This is a genomic window from Burkholderia pseudomultivorans, assembly GCF_902499075.1.
Lineage (GTDB): Bacteria > Pseudomonadota > Gammaproteobacteria > Burkholderiales > Burkholderiaceae > Burkholderia > Burkholderia pseudomultivorans.
In genome coordinates this window covers 1-13,627 of the sequence record NZ_CABVPP010000011.1, presented here as the reverse complement: position 1 = coordinate 13,627, position 13,627 = coordinate 1, and the positions used below count along the sequence as shown (strand labels likewise).

At 66.1% G+C, this 13,627-nt stretch carries 11 protein-coding genes and 2 tRNA genes; 12 read left to right on the top strand and 1 reads right to left on the bottom strand.

The features are described 5' to 3' along the window. The first annotated feature begins 1 nt into the window (after position 1). The 9 genes from cyoB to BST28156_RS10380 all read left to right on the top strand — a co-directional run bounded on the left by cyoB (position 2) and on the right by BST28156_RS10380 (position 10,469). Positions 2–2,008: a cytochrome o ubiquinol oxidase subunit I gene (cyoB, locus tag BST28156_RS10420; protein ID WP_174902142.1), complete on the top strand. Its 2,007-nt coding sequence runs from the start codon at positions 2–4 to the stop codon at positions 2,006–2,008. Continuing rightward, a complete protein-coding gene (cyoC, locus tag BST28156_RS10415) occupies positions 2,008–2,616 on the top strand; it encodes a cytochrome o ubiquinol oxidase subunit III (RefSeq protein ID WP_060245241.1) in 609 nt (202 codons plus the stop codon). Before cyoB ends, cyoC begins: the two co-directional genes overlap by 1 nt. Beyond that, positions 2,617–2,949 (top strand): cytochrome o ubiquinol oxidase subunit IV, encoded by a 333-nt coding sequence (gene cyoD / locus BST28156_RS10410; protein WP_009692722.1) that lies wholly within the window; start codon positions 2,617–2,619, stop codon positions 2,947–2,949. Positions 2,950–3,276: 327 nt separating this feature from the next. Then, positions 3,277–3,612, top strand: a complete 336-nt coding sequence (locus tag BST28156_RS10405; protein WP_060245240.1) for a hypothetical protein — start codon at positions 3,277–3,279, stop codon at positions 3,610–3,612. A 282-nt stretch (positions 3,613–3,894) separates the two neighbouring features. After that, on the top strand, positions 3,895–5,775 hold the full coding sequence (locus BST28156_RS10400) for an extracellular solute-binding protein (RefSeq protein ID WP_174902141.1): 1,881 nt from the start codon (positions 3,895–3,897) through the stop codon (positions 5,773–5,775). Between the two features lie 56 nt (positions 5,776–5,831). Continuing rightward, positions 5,832–6,875, top strand: coding sequence for a microcin C ABC transporter permease YejB (locus BST28156_RS10395; protein WP_174902140.1), 1,044 nt, complete (start codon positions 5,832–5,834; stop codon positions 6,873–6,875). Between the two features lie 75 nt (positions 6,876–6,950). Continuing rightward, complete coding sequence (locus BST28156_RS10390; protein ID WP_060245237.1) at positions 6,951–8,048, top strand: ABC transporter permease; 1,098 nt, start codon at positions 6,951–6,953, stop codon at positions 8,046–8,048. After that, the gene (locus BST28156_RS10385) at positions 8,045–9,667 is read left to right on the top strand and encodes an ABC transporter ATP-binding protein (protein ID WP_174902139.1); all 1,623 of its coding nucleotides are present in this window, start codon (positions 8,045–8,047) and stop codon (positions 9,665–9,667) included. The genes BST28156_RS10390 and BST28156_RS10385 overlap by 4 nt, the downstream gene beginning before the upstream one ends. 127 nt (positions 9,668–9,794) lie before the next feature. Continuing rightward, positions 9,795–10,469, top strand: coding sequence for a C40 family peptidase (locus tag BST28156_RS10380; RefSeq protein ID WP_060245235.1), 675 nt, complete (start codon positions 9,795–9,797; stop codon positions 10,467–10,469). A 125-nt stretch (positions 10,470–10,594) separates the two neighbouring features. Here BST28156_RS10380 and BST28156_RS10375 read toward each other — a convergent pair whose 3' ends face one another. Then, a complete protein-coding gene (locus BST28156_RS10375; RefSeq protein WP_060245317.1) occupies positions 10,595–11,521 on the bottom strand; it encodes a patatin-like phospholipase family protein in 927 nt (308 codons plus the stop codon). 281 nt (positions 11,522–11,802) lie between these two features. Between BST28156_RS10375 and gltX the strand changes: the two genes are divergently transcribed. The 3 genes from gltX (at position 11,803) to BST28156_RS10360 (ending at position 13,627) form a co-directional block, all read left to right on the top strand. Continuing rightward, a complete protein-coding gene (gene gltX / locus BST28156_RS10370) occupies positions 11,803–13,212 on the top strand; it encodes a glutamate--tRNA ligase (protein WP_060245234.1) in 1,410 nt (469 codons plus the stop codon). 126 nt (positions 13,213–13,338) lie between these two features. After that, positions 13,339–13,414: transfer RNA gene (locus BST28156_RS10365), tRNA-Ala, on the top strand. 137 nt (positions 13,415–13,551) lie between these two features. Continuing rightward, positions 13,552–13,627, top strand: a tRNA-Glu gene (locus BST28156_RS10360).

Genomic DNA, 13,627 nt, shown 5'->3' with positions numbered 1-13,627 from the left:
CATGTTCGGCAAACTCACACTCTCGGCGATCCCGTTCGATCAGCCCATCATCATGGGGGCGGGCGCCTTCATGGGGCTGGTCGTGCTGGGCATTCTCGCCGCACTGACGATCACCGGCCGCTGGAAATGGCTGTGGACCGAGTGGCTGACGACGGTCGACCACAAGAAGCTTGGCGTGATGTACATCATCGTCGCGCTGATCATGCTGCTGCGCGGCTTCGCGGACGCGATCATGATGCGCATGCAGCTCGCGCTCGCGTACAACGGCCCCGGCTATCTGCCGCCGCATCACTACGACCAGGTCTTCACCGCGCACGGCGTGATCATGATCTTCTTCATGGCGATGGTGTTCATGGTCGGCCTGATGAACCTGATCGTGCCGCTGCAGATCGGCGCGCGCGACGTCGCGTTCCCGTTCATCAACTCGCTGAGCTTCTGGATGACGGCCGTCAGCGCGATCCTGATCAACATCTCGCTCGTGATCGGCGAATTCGCGCAGACGGGCTGGCTCGCCTATCCGCCGCTGTCGGAGCTTCAGTTCAGCCCGGGGGTAGGGGTCGACTATTACCTGTGGGCATTGCAGATCTCGGGCGTCGGCACGCTGCTGACCGGCGTGAATTTCTTCGTGACGATCATCAAGATGCGTGCGCCCGGCATGACGCTGATGAAGATGCCGGTGTTCACGTGGACCGCGCTGTGCACCAACGTGCTGATCATGGCGTCGTTCCCGATCCTGACCGCGACGCTCGCGCTGCTCGGCCTCGACCGCTATCTCGGCATGCACTTCTTCACGAACGAAGCCGGCGGCAACGCGATGCTGTACCTGAACCTGATCTGGGCGTGGGGCCATCCGGAGGTGTACATCCTGATCCTGCCGGCGTTCGGGATCTTCTCGGAAGTCATCTCGACGTTCTCGAAGAAGCCGCTGTTCGGCTACAAGACGATGGTGTACGCGACCTGCGCGATCATGGTGCTGTCGTTCCTCGTGTGGCTGCATCACTTCTTCACGATGGGTTCGGGCGCGAACGTGAACGCGTTCTTCGGCATCATGACCATGATCATCGCGATCCCGACCGGCGTGAAGGTGTTCAACTGGCTGTTTACGATGTACCGCGGCCGGATCGAATTCACGACGCCCGTGCTGTGGACGATCGGCTTCATGGTCACGTTCACGATCGGCGGGATGACCGGCGTGATGATGGCGATTCCGGGCGCGGACTTCGTGCTGCACAACAGCCTGTTCCTGATCGCGCATTTCCATAACGTGATCATCGGCGGCGTGCTGTTCGGCTATCTCGCGGGCTTCAACTACTGGTTCCCGAAGGCGTTCGGCTTCAAGCTGAACGAGAAGCTCGGCAAGGCGGCGTTCTGGTTCTGGCAGGTCGGCTTCTACGTCGCGTTCGTGCCGCTGTACGTGCTCGGCTTCATGGGCATGACGCGCCGCCTGAACCACTACGACAACCCGGCATGGCATCCGTGGCTGCTGGTCGCCGCGTTCGGCGCGGTGCTGATCGCGATCGGCATCGGCTGCCAGCTGCTGCAGCTCGTCGTCAGCATCCGCAACCGCAACCTGCCGGCCTATCGCGACACGACCGGCGATCCGTGGGGCGGCCGCACGCTCGAGTGGGCGACCACGTCGCCGCCGGCCGACTACAACTTCGCGGTGATTCCGCAGGTGCGCACGCTCGACGCGTATGCGGACATGAAGGCGCGCGGCGACGGCCGACCGAACCCGGCGACGTTCCGCGACATCCACATGCCGTCGAATACCTGCGCGGGCCTCGTGATCGGCGTCTTCAGCCTGGTGCTCGGCTTTGCGATGGTGTGGCACATCTGGTGGCTGGCGATCGCCGGGCTCGTCGGCATCGTCGCGACGCTCGTGGTCTACAGTTCGCGCGATAACGACGGCTATTACATCCCCGCGTCGACGGTGTGGAAGATCGAAGAGAAGCAATCGACGAAGCGCGTGGCCGCGCGTGTCGACGACGTGGAACTGGAGGCCAACTGATGTTGCAGAAAACCCTGAGCGCAACCCTGCTCGAGCACGACGACCATCCGCCGTCGCACTCGGTGTTCGGTTTCTGGCTGTACCTGATGACCGACTGCGTGATCTTCGCGGCGCTGTTCGCGACCTTCGCGGTGCTCGGCCATCAGTATGCGGGCGGCCAGACCGCGAAGGAGTTGTTCGACATCCCGGGCGTGGCGGTCGAAACCGCGGCGCTGCTGCTGTCGAGCATCACCTACGGTTTCGCGATGCTGTCCGCGTATCAGCAGCGGCGCGGCGCGCTGCTCGGCTGGCTCGCGGTGACCTTCGTGCTCGGCGCGGCGTTTCTCGCGATGGAGCTGCGCGAGTTCTCGCACCTGATCGCCGAAGGCGCCGGTCCGCAGCGCAGCGCGTTCCTGTCGGCGTTCTTCACGCTGGTCGGCACGCACGGGCTGCACGTGACGGCCGGCCTGCTGTGGATGGTCGTGCTGGCCGCGCAGATCGTGTGTCGCGGCGGCGACCTGACCGATCGCGACCTGCGGCGTCTGACGTGCCTGAGCCTTTTCTGGCACTTCCTCGACATCGTCTGGATCTGCGTGTTTTCCTTTGTCTATCTTGCGAGCGTGATCTAAATGGCCCATTCGCATTCGTCTCAACTCGAAGAAGGGCACGGCAGCGTCGGCGGGTATGTCGCCGGCTTCATCCTGTCGGTCCTGCTCACGGCCGCGTCGTTCGGCCTCGTGATGGGCGGCGTGCTGTCGCCGCATGCGTCGCTGGTCGCGCTCGCGGTGCTCGCGTTCGTGCAGATCGTCGTGCATCTCGTGTATTTCCTGCACATGAACGGCTCGTCGGGGCAGCGCTGGAACGTGATGGCGTTCAGCTATACGGTGCTGACCGCGGCGATCCTGATCGTCGGCACACTGTGGGTGATGCACAACGTCAGCATGAACATGATGTCGCGCTGAGCGATATCGCCGCGCATTGCGCGCGTAACGGGAAGCGGCACGCGTGTGCCGCTTTTTTTTCGTCCGTTGCGGCACGCGCGTAGCGGCGTCGGCGTGCGCGGGCGGTATGATTCGGCGCGCGGCCCGTGCGAATGCCGCGCCGGGAAGGGCGCTGCGGCATGCGGAAAAGCGCCCGCGCGTCTTCGCCGGCCGTCGATTGTTACAAGACGTTAGCGGATGCGTCGTGTTGCGATTCTGCGCATCAGTTCTTACAAACTTGAAATATGCGGCGGCGACGCTTGCCGTTATAGTCGAATCACACATCAAACAACCCCAGAAGAGGAATCCATGAAGACCTTGCGTGTTGCCTCGCTCTTGACCGGTATGACGGCCTTGCTCGTGTCGGGCGCAGCAATGGCGGGTGTCAATGTCGGGATCAATCTCGGCGTGCCGGCTCCGGTCTACGTCGCGCCCGCACCCGTGTATGCGCCGCCGCCTCCGCCGCCGGTCGTCTATCAGCCGGCGCCCGTCTACGCGCCGGCACCGGCAATCGTGATCGGCTGGCATGGCGATCGCTACTGGGACGGCCATCGCTACTGGGGGCGCGACGAGTGGTACCGGCGCCACGGCCGCGGCCCGGGCGGCGGTCATTGGGATCACGGCCGTCACAACGGCTGGCGTTGATCGACCGCTCGTGCACGGGTGACATGACACGTGCACGTTCGTGACGAAGCCGCCCTCGAGGCGGTTTTCCTTTGTGTGGAACGGGTGACGGGCGGCCGCCACGACTTGCGGCACGAGACTTGGTCGCAGGCCTGATGGCCTTGCCGCATGAGGCCGGCGTCGCAGGCTGCCGCGGGTTCGCGGTCCGAAACCACACCCGAATGGCGGCCGGATGGCTCGCAGTCGATTTGAATGGGTAGAATCGCTCAACGTTACTACCCTTAATCGACCGACAGGGCCTCTATGACGATGGGTTCGCCCCCGGCCGCCGCCCGCGTGCGTTTCGGCGCGACGCGGGCCGTACGTGCCGCCGGCCGCGCGGCAGCGATATTGGTGCTGCACGCGGCGCTTGCCGCGCCGGCTGCGCATGCCGCCCATGCGATCGCGCAGTACGGCGAGCCGAAGTATCCGCCGGGCTTCAGGCATTTCGACTACGTCAATCCCGATGCGCCGAAGGACGGCACGCTGGTGCTTGCGAACCCGAACCGGCTGACGTCGTTCGACAAGTTCAACCCGTTTACGATGCGCGGCAACCCGGCGCCGGGCATCGACATGCTGTTCGAGAGCCTCACGACCGGCAGCTCGGACGAACCGGCTTCCGCATACGGGCTGCTCGCCGACGACATCGCGGTCGCCCCGGACCGCCGGTCGGTCACGTTCCACCTGAATCCGCGCGCGCGTTTCTCGAACGGCGACCCCGTCACGGCCGACGACGTGAAGTTTTCGTTCGACACGCTGAAGAGCAAGCTCGCCGCGCCGCAGTTCGGCGCGTATTTCGCGGAGATCGACAAGGCGGTGGTGGTCGATCCGGCGACCGTGCGTTTCGAATTCCGCAGCGCGAACCGCGAATTGCCGCTGATCGCCGGCGGCGTGCCGGTGTTCTCGCGCAAGTGGGGTCTGCGCGCGGACGGCTCGCGCATTCCGTTCGACCAGCTTGCATTCGAGCAGCCGATCGGCAGCGGCCCTTACCTGATCGAACGCTACGACAACGGCCGCACGATTACCTATCGGCGCAACCCTGCGTATTGGGGCGCCGACCTGCCGGTGCGGGTCGGCACCAACAACTTCGCGCGGATCGTCTACAAGCTGTACGGCGACGGCACTGCGCGCCTCGAGGCGTTCAAGGCCGGCGAGTACGACGTGCTCGTCGAATACATCGCGCGCAACTGGACGCGGCGCGACGTCGGCAAGCGCTTCGACAGCGGCGAGCTCGTCAAGCGCGAGTTTCGCCAGCACAACGGCGCGGGCATGCAGGGTTTCTTCATGAACCTGCGTCGTCCGCTGTTTCGCGACGTCCGCGTGCGGCAGGCGCTCGATCTCGCGTTCGACTTCGAATGGCTGAACCGCCAGCTGTTTTACAACGCGTACACGCGCCTGGACAGCTATTTCGCCGATACCGACCTGCAGGCGACCGGCATGCCGAGCTCCGGCGAGCTGAAGCTGCTGGAGCCGCTGCGCGCGCAGCTCGACCCGGCCGTGTTCGGCCCGATGGTCGCGCAGCCCGACACGAACCCGCCCGGTTCGCTGCGCGCGAACCTGCTGAAGGCGCGCGCGCTGCTCGCGCAGGCCGGCTGGACCTACCGCGACGGCGCGCTGCGCAACGCGCAGGGCCAGCCGTTCGCGTTCGAGATCCTCGACGACTCGGGCGCGTCGATGGAGCCGGTCGTGACGGCCTACCAGCGCAATCTCGCGAAGCTCGGCATCGACGCGCGCTTTCGCACGGCCGATTACGCGCTGCTGCAAAAGCGCCTCGACGCGTTCGACTACGACATGACGACGGTCCGCTACCCGGGCGTGCAGGTGCCGGGCGCCGAGCAGCTGGCGCGCTTCGGCAGCAAGTTCGCGGACGAGCCGGGCTCCGACAACATCATCGGCCTGAAGTCGCCGGCCGTCGACGCGCTGCTGCACGCGCTCGCCGTCGCGCAGACGCGCGACGAGCTGCTCGACGCGACGCATGCGCTCGACCGCGTGCTGATGCACGGCTACTACGCGGTACCGCAGTGGTACAGCACCACGCACCGGATCGCGTACAAGCGCACGCTCGCCTATCCGCAGACGCTGCCGCTGTACTATTCGGCCGAGGGCTGGGTCGTGTCGACCTGGTGGGCGAAGCCCGAGCGCTGAGTCCCGCCGACCCGTCATCCCGTCCAACCCAGCCTATCGATCGCGAGTCGACGCCCATGTGGAGCTACATCCTCAAACGCCTGCTGCTGATGATCCCGACGCTCGTCGGCGTGCTGACGCTCACCTTCGTCGTGATCCAGTTCGTGCCGGGCGGCCCCGTCGAGCAGGCGGTGCAGGAATTGCGCAAGGGCGCGACGGAGCAGGGCGCGGTGCCGTTCGGCATGCGCGCGCATACCGGCGTCGACCCGCAGCAGCTCGCGCAGCTGAAGGCGCTGTACGGCTTCGACAAGCCGCCGCTCGAACGCTACTGGCTGATGCTGAAGCGCTTCGCGCGCTTCGATCTCGGCGAAAGCTACTTCCGCCACCAGAGCGTGTGGTCGCTGATCGTGCAGAAGCTGCCGGTGTCGATCAGCATCGGCCTGTGGACCTTCTTCCTCACCTATCTGATCTCGGTGCCGCTCGGCATCGCGAAGGCCGTGCGCAACGGCTCGGCATTCGACGTCGCGTCGAGCCTGATCGTGCTGGTCGGCTACGCGATTCCCGGCTTCGTGCTCGGCGTGCTGCTGCTCGTGCTGTTCGGCGGCGGCTCGTTCTGGCAGATCTTCCCGCTGCGCGGACTCACGTCGGACAACTTCGCGCAGCTGTCGCTCGCCGGCAAGGTGCTCGACTATCTGTGGCACATCGCGCTGCCGATCACTGCGTCGGTCGTCGGCAGTTTCGCGGTCGTCACGATGCTGACGAAGAACGCGTTCCTCGACGAGATCCGCAAGCAGTACGTGCTGACCGCGCGCGCGAAAGGGCTCACCGAGCGCCGCGTGCTGTGGAGGCACGTGTTCCGCAACGCGATGCTGCCGCTGATCGTCGGGTTTCCGGCCGCGTTCATCGGCGCGTTCTTCACCGGCAGCCTGCTGATCGAGACGCTGTTCTCGCTCGACGGCCTCGGGCTGCTGTCGTACGAGTCGGTCGTGCGGCGCGACTATCCGGTCGTGCTCGGCACGCTGTACCTGTTTACGCTGATCGGGCTGGCGACCAAGCTGGTCTCGGACCTCTGCTACGTCTGGGTCGATCCGCGCATTCAATTCGAGAACCTGGAGCGCTGACATGAAACCGTCCGTCCGCCTGCCGCTGCGCGGCACGTTCGCCCGCATGCCCGGCGCCGCCGGGCGAGGTGCGCGATGAACCGGGCCCTCGTGTCGTCCCGTCTCGACGCGGCCCGCGCGCGCGTGTCGCCGTCGCCCGCGCGCCGCGTCTGGCAGCGCTTCCGGCAGCAGCGTCTCGGCTACTGGAGCTTCGTGATCTTCGTCGTCGCGTTCGCCGCGAGCCTTGCCGCGCCGCTGTGGTCGAACGACAAGCCGCTGGTGGTCCGCTACGACGGCCAGTACTATTTCCCGCTGTTCCATGCGTATCCGGAGACGACCTTCGGCGGCGACTTCCCGACGCCGGCCGACTATCTCGATCCGTACGTGCGCAAGCGGCTCGACGCACCCGGCAACTTCGTCGTCTATCCGCCGAACCGCTATTACTACGACACGCTGAACTATTTCTCGAACGTGCCGAACCCGGCACCGCCGTCGCGCGAGAACTGGCTCGGCACCGACGCGCAGGGGCGCGACCTGCTCGCGCGGCTCGTGTACGGGTTTCGCGTGTCGGTCGAGTTCGGGCTGATCCTGACCGCGATCGGCACGCTGCTCGGCATCGCCGCGGGCGCGGTGCAGGGCTTCTTCGGCGGGCGCATCGACATCGTCGGGCAGCGCCTGATCGAAATCTGGAGCTCGCTGCCCGAGCTGTACCTGCTGATCATCTTCGCGTCGATCTTCGAGCCGAGCTTCCTGCTGCTGATCGTGCTGCTGTCGCTGTTCGGCTGGATCGGGCTCGCCGACTACGTGCGCGCGGAATTCCTGCGCAACCGCACGCAGGACTACGTGCGCGCGGCGCGCGCGATGGGGCTGTCGAACTGGCAGATCATCTGGCGCCACGTGCTGCCGAACAGCCTGACGCCGGTGATCACGTTCCTGCCGTTCCGGATGAGCGGCGCGATCCTCGCGCTCACCAGCCTCGACTTCCTCGGGCTCGGCGTGCCGCCGCCGACGCCGAGCCTCGGCGAGCTGCTCGCGCAGGGCAAGGGCAACCTCGACGCGTGGTGGATCTCGCTGTCGACGTTCGGCGTGCTGGTCGCGACGCTGCTGCTGCTGACCTTCATGGGCGACGCGTTGCGCAATGCGCTCGATACGCGGATCGGCGACTCGATGCGTGCGGCGGGAGGCCAGCGATGAGCGACGCCATCGTCACGAAGCCGGACGAGCCGCTGCTGTCGCTCGAACATCTGCACGTGCGCTTCGGCGACACGGTCGCGGTCGACGACGTGACGCTCGCGATCGGCCGCGGCGAGCGCATCGCGCTCGTCGGCGAGTCGGGTTCGGGCAAGAGCGTGACCGCGCTGTCGATCCTGCGGCTGCTGCGCGACGCGGACGTGAGCGGCACGATCCGCTTCGCCGGGCAGGACCTCGCCGCGAAGAGCGAGCGCGAGATGCGCGGGCTGCGCGGCTCGGACATCGCGATGATCTTCCAGGAGCCGATGACAGCGCTCAACCCGCTGTATACGGTCGGCGCGCAGATCGGCGAGACGATCATGCTGCACGACGGCGTGACGGCCGCGCAGGCGCGCAGCCGCGCGGTCGCGCTGCTCGCGCGCACGGGGATCGCGGAGCCGGACAAGCGCATCGACAGCTACCCGCACCAGTTGTCGGGCGGCCAGCGGCAGCGCGCGATGATCGCGATGGCGCTCGCGTGCCGGCCGCGCCTGCTGCTCGCCGACGAGCCGACCACCGCGCTCGACGTGACGATCCGCGCGCAGATCGTCGACCTGCTGCTGGAACTGCAGCGCGAGGAAGCGGAAAAGCGCGGGATGGCGATCCTGCTGATCACGCACGACCTGAACCTGGTGCGGCACTTCGCCGAGCGCGTCGCGGTGATGGAGCATGGCCGGCTCGTCGAGAGCGGGCCGGTCGAGCGGATCTTCGCGGAACCGGCGCATTCGTATACGCAGCGGCTGCTGGCCAGCCGGCCGCAGCGCGCAGTGGCGCCGGTGATGCCGATCGCGCCGGTGCTGCTCGACGCGCGCCACGTGAGCGTGCAGTTCGCGCGCAAGCGGCCGGGCTTCGCGGGCTGGTTCGGCACGCAGCCGGTGACGGCGGTGGCCGACGTATCGGTGTCGGTGCGGCAGGGCGAGACGCTCGGCATCGTCGGCGAGTCGGGGTCCGGCAAGTCGACGCTTGCGATGGCGCTGCTCGGGCTGCAGAAGACGGCGCACGGCGAAATCGAGTTCCAGGGGCGCGCGCTGTCGACCTACCGCGGCCGCGAGCAGACCGCGCTGCGCGCCAACATGCAGGTGGTCTTTCAGGATCCATTCAGTTCGCTGTCGCCGCGGCATACGATCGAGCGGATCGTCGGCGAGGGGCTCGAACTGCATCGCCCCGAACTGACGCCCGACGCGCGCCGCGCGAAATCGCTCGCCGTGCTGCGCGAAGTCGGGCTCGACCGCACCGTGCTGCATCGCTATCCGCACGAGTTCTCGGGCGGCCAGCGTCAGCGGATCGCGATCGCGCGCGCGCTGGTGCTGGAGCCGCGCATCCTGATCCTCGACGAGCCGACGTCCGCGCTCGACGTGTCGATCCAGCAGCAGGTGCTGAAACTGCTCGCGAACCTGCAGCAGAAATACAACCTCGGCTATGTATTCATCAGCCACGACCTCGAGGTGATCGGCGCGATGGCGCACCGCGTCGCGGTGATGCAGGAGGGCGCGATCGTCGAGTCGGGCGACGTTGCCGACATCTTCACGAGACCGTCACATCCTTACACACAAAAACTGTTGAAAGCGGTCTGGAAAGCGTGATAAGGCTCAATGGTCTGACTATCTCGATTGAATTTTTTAATTTGTTTTGACAAACGATTACGCGCTGGCTAGTATCGACCGAAATTTTCCGCCAATCAGCTGATTTTTAAGCAAATTCCATCGACCAATGCAGCATCGATCCCTGACCCAGGCATGCGCGCGCACCCTCGCCGGGCTGTTCATCGGCGCCCTGTTCGCAGCAGCTCCCGGCGCGTTCGCCGACGAAGTCAGCAGTTTTAACCAAAATGTCACGAATTCGACTCAAATCGGGTCGACTTCCTCCCTCCAGCAGGCCAGCACCCAACCGTCGAGCGGCGGCGCGAAGTCGTTCCTGTCCGGCATGGCGGGCAAGGCCGGCGACGTCGTCGTCAGCGCGCTCAACATGATCGGCGTGCGCTACCGCTGGGGCGGCAACTCGCCGGATTCGGGCCTCGACTGCAGCGGCTTCGTGCGCTACGTGTTCCAGGACACGCTCGGCATGTCGCTGCCGCGTCGCGCGGAAGAGATGAGCCGCGTCGGCGAAAAGGTAAGCATGAGTAACCTGAAGCCGGGCGACCTCGTGTTCTTCAACACGATGCGCCGCACGTTCTCGCACGTCGGCATCTACATCGGCGACAACAAGTTCGTGCATTCGCCGTCGACCGGCAGCACGGTCCGCGTCGACGATCTCGACAACGGCTACTGGGAAAAGCGTTTCACCGGCGCGCGCCGCATCGAGACGCAGTTCCCGATGAAGGCCGACGATCTGCGTCAGCGCGTGCGCGCGACGATCGGCGACGACGCGGACAACGGCAACAACTGACGTTCGCCGCAGTCCGCTGCGGGCTGGATCGAAAAAACCCCTGTCACCGAAAGGCGGCAGGGGTTTTTGTTTTGGGGCCGACGCCGCGGCGCGCGCCGCGCGTGGTGCGCCGCCGCCGTGCGCGCTTATGCGGCGGCTACGCCGCGCGCCGCCGCGAGCTTGCGCTGCAGTTCCGGCATGATGCGCGCGACCGCTTCCTCGCCCGCGAGGATCGCCGCGTTGCGCTGGTTGAAGTCGCTGCCGCCCATCGCATTGAGGTTCGGGCGGATCACGACGTCCGCGTACTTGTCGAGTTCGTAGGTCTTGATCGTCTGGCCCATGATCGTGAAGGTCTGCAGCAGCATCTCGATCGGGTTGTTGGTCGCCGCGCCGTCGGGGCGCGCCGAGATGTCGACCGCGATTACGAAGCTCGCGCCCATCTTGCGCGCGAACGACGCGGGCACCGGGCTGACGAGGCCGCCGTCGACGTATTCGCGGTTGCCGATCTTCACCGGCTCGAACACCGACGGCACGCTGCACGATGCGCGCACGGCGAGCCCCGTATTGCCCTGCTGGAACAGGATCGGCTGGCCGTTTTGCAGATCCGTCGCGACGATGCCGAGCGGCTTGGCCATCTTCTCGATCGGCCGGTTGTTCAGCGTCTTGTTCAGGAAGTTCTGCAGCGCGACGCCCTGCAGCAGCCCGCGCGAGCGAAACGGCAACGCCCAGTCGCTGATCGACGCCTGGTCCATGTCCAGCGCGATCTTGTTGATCTGCAGCGCGTTCATCCCCGACGCATAGAGCGCGCCGACCACCGAGCCCGCGCTGGTGCCCGCGACGATCTCGATCGGGATTCCGCGCGCCTCGAGCGCCTTCAGCACGCCGATGTGCGAGAAGCCGCGCGCGGCGCCGCCGCCGAGCGCGATGCCGATCTTCACCGGCTTTTCATGCGGCTGCGCGGCGCCGGATGCGTTGTCGGGGCGGGGCTTGCCGCCGAAGGACGTACAGGCGGCGAGGCTGGCGGACGCGCACGCGATCGTGAAGTGGCGGCGCGACAGGCGAGGGGACGACATCGAATGGTTCTCCGGCGGCTGGGCGGCGGGGCACACGGCCCGCACGCGGCGATAGGTTCCGAGCGACGGCGCGACAGGTTGCGCGCGGCCGGCGCGGCGCCGGCAGGCGGCCGCGGCGCGCACATCATAAAGCAAGCGGCGCGCTTGGCGCGATGTCCGGCGCGAGTATAATTCCGGCTTCTTTCCCGTTCCGGGCGTCGCCGGCCCCGTTGCTGTCCGCGCTGCCGCCGTCGATCCCGCGTCGAATCATTCATGCGCCCCAGGCGTTCGAGTTACCGTTTATGACCCGTCCTGTCCGTACCCGCTTCGCGCCGAGTCCCACCGGCTTCATCCACCTCGGCAACATCCGCTCCGCGCTCTATCCGTGGGCGTTCGCGCGCAAGATGAAAGGCACCTTCGTGCTGCGTATCGAGGACACCGACGTCGAGCGCTCGTCGAAGGAAGCGGTCGACGCGATCCTCGAGGGCATGCAATGGCTCGGCCTGGACTTCGACGAAGGTCCGATCTACCAGATGCAGCGGATGGACCGTTATCGCGAGGTGCTCGCGCAGATGCTGGAGAAGGGCCTCGCGTACCCGTGCTACATGTCGGCCGAGGAACTCGACGCGCTGCGCGAACGCCAGCGCGCGGCCGGCCTGAAGCCGCGCTACGACGGCACGTGGCGTCCGGAGCCCGGCAAGGTGCTGCCGGAGCCGCCGGCCGGCGTGAAGCCCGTGCTGCGTTTCCGCAACCCGCTGACGGGCACGGTCGTGTGGGACGACGCGGTGAAGGGGCGCGTCGAGATTTCGAACGAGGAACTCGACGATCTCGTGATCGCGCGCCCGGACGGCACGCCGATCTACAACTTCTGCGTGGTGGTGGACGACATGGACATGGGCATCACGCACGTGATCCGCGGCGACGACCACGTGAACAATACGCCGCGCCAGATCAACATCCTGCGCGCGCTCGGCGGCGAGGCGCCCGTCTATGCGCACCTGCCGACCGTGCTGAACGAGCAGGGCGAGAAGATGAGCAAGCGGCACGGCGCGATGAGCGTGATGGCGTACCGCGACGCGGGCTACCTGCCGGAGGCGGTCGTCAACTATCTCGCGCGCCTCGGCTGGTCGCACGGCGACGCGGAAATCTTCACGCGCGAGCAGTTCGTCGAGTGGTTCGATCTCGAGCATCTCGGCAAGTCGCCGGCGCAGTACGACCACAACAAGCTGAACTGGCTGAACGCGCACTACATCAAGGAAGCGGACAATGCGCGCCTGGCCGCGCTCGCGAAGCCGTTCCTCGCCGCGCTCGCGATCGACGACGCGGCGCTCGCGGCCGGCCCGGCGCTCGAGGCCGTGATCGCGCTGATGAAGGATCGCGCGACGACGGTCAAGGAGATCGCGGAAGGCGCCGCGATGTTCTACCGCGTGCCGGCGCCGGACGCCGAGGCGCTCGCGCAGCACGTGACCGACGCGGTGCGGCCGGCACTGGCCGAGCTCGTCGCCGCGCTGAAGGCGGCCGACTGGACGAAGGAAGCGATCTCCGCCGCGCTGAAGGCGACGCTCGGCGCGCACAAGCTGAAGATGCCGCAGCTCGCGATGCCGGTGCGCCTGCTGGTGGCGGGCACGACGCATACGCCGTCGATCGACGCGGTGCTCGCGCTGTTCGACCGCGACGTCGTGGTGTCGCGTATCGAGGCGGCGCTCGCCTGAGGATCGGACGAGCGCGGGGCCGCCGCGCGGCAATCAACGGCGGCTCCGCAAAAAATTTCGTCCGGTTCGCAAAAAGGTATTTACAAGTTCAAAGTAGGTCCATATAATCTCATTTCTGTTCTGCAAGGGGGTATAGCTCAGCTGGGAGAGCGCTTGCATGGCATGCAAGAGGTCAGCGGTTCGATCCCGCTTACCTCCACCAACAGAACAAATTAGATTGGTTTGCGAAGCGCGAGTGGTAATAAATGCTTCACAAAACGATTTAAAGCAGTTAGAATTTCGGCCTTCGCTGTTGACGAGAAGTGAATAGCGAAAGTCAGACAGATCTGAAAAGATTATGTCCCCTTCGTCTAGAGGCCTAGGACATCACCCTTTCACGGTGAGTACAGGGGTTCGAATCCCCTAGGGGACGCCA

Coding starts and splice junctions, on each gene's coding strand:
- cyoB (WP_174902142.1), top strand. CDS start 2: ATGTTCGGCAAACTCACACTCTCGGCGATCCCGTTCGATCAGCCCATC.
- cyoC (WP_060245241.1), top strand. CDS start 2,008: ATGTTGCAGAAAACCCTGAGCGCAACCCTGCTCGAGCACGACGACCAT.
- cyoD (WP_009692722.1), top strand. CDS start 2,617: ATGGCCCATTCGCATTCGTCTCAACTCGAAGAAGGGCACGGCAGCGTC.
- BST28156_RS10405 (WP_060245240.1), top strand. CDS start 3,277: ATGAAGACCTTGCGTGTTGCCTCGCTCTTGACCGGTATGACGGCCTTG.
- BST28156_RS10400 (WP_174902141.1), top strand. CDS start 3,895: ATGACGATGGGTTCGCCCCCGGCCGCCGCCCGCGTGCGTTTCGGCGCG.
- BST28156_RS10395 (WP_174902140.1), top strand. CDS start 5,832: ATGTGGAGCTACATCCTCAAACGCCTGCTGCTGATGATCCCGACGCTC.
- BST28156_RS10390 (WP_060245237.1), top strand. CDS start 6,951: ATGAACCGGGCCCTCGTGTCGTCCCGTCTCGACGCGGCCCGCGCGCGC.
- BST28156_RS10385 (WP_174902139.1), top strand. CDS start 8,045: ATGAGCGACGCCATCGTCACGAAGCCGGACGAGCCGCTGCTGTCGCTC.
- BST28156_RS10380 (WP_060245235.1), top strand. CDS start 9,795: ATGCAGCATCGATCCCTGACCCAGGCATGCGCGCGCACCCTCGCCGGG.
- BST28156_RS10375 (WP_060245317.1), bottom strand. CDS start 11,521: ATGTCGTCCCCTCGCCTGTCGCGCCGCCACTTCACGATCGCGTGCGCG.
- gltX (WP_060245234.1), top strand. CDS start 11,803: ATGACCCGTCCTGTCCGTACCCGCTTCGCGCCGAGTCCCACCGGCTTC.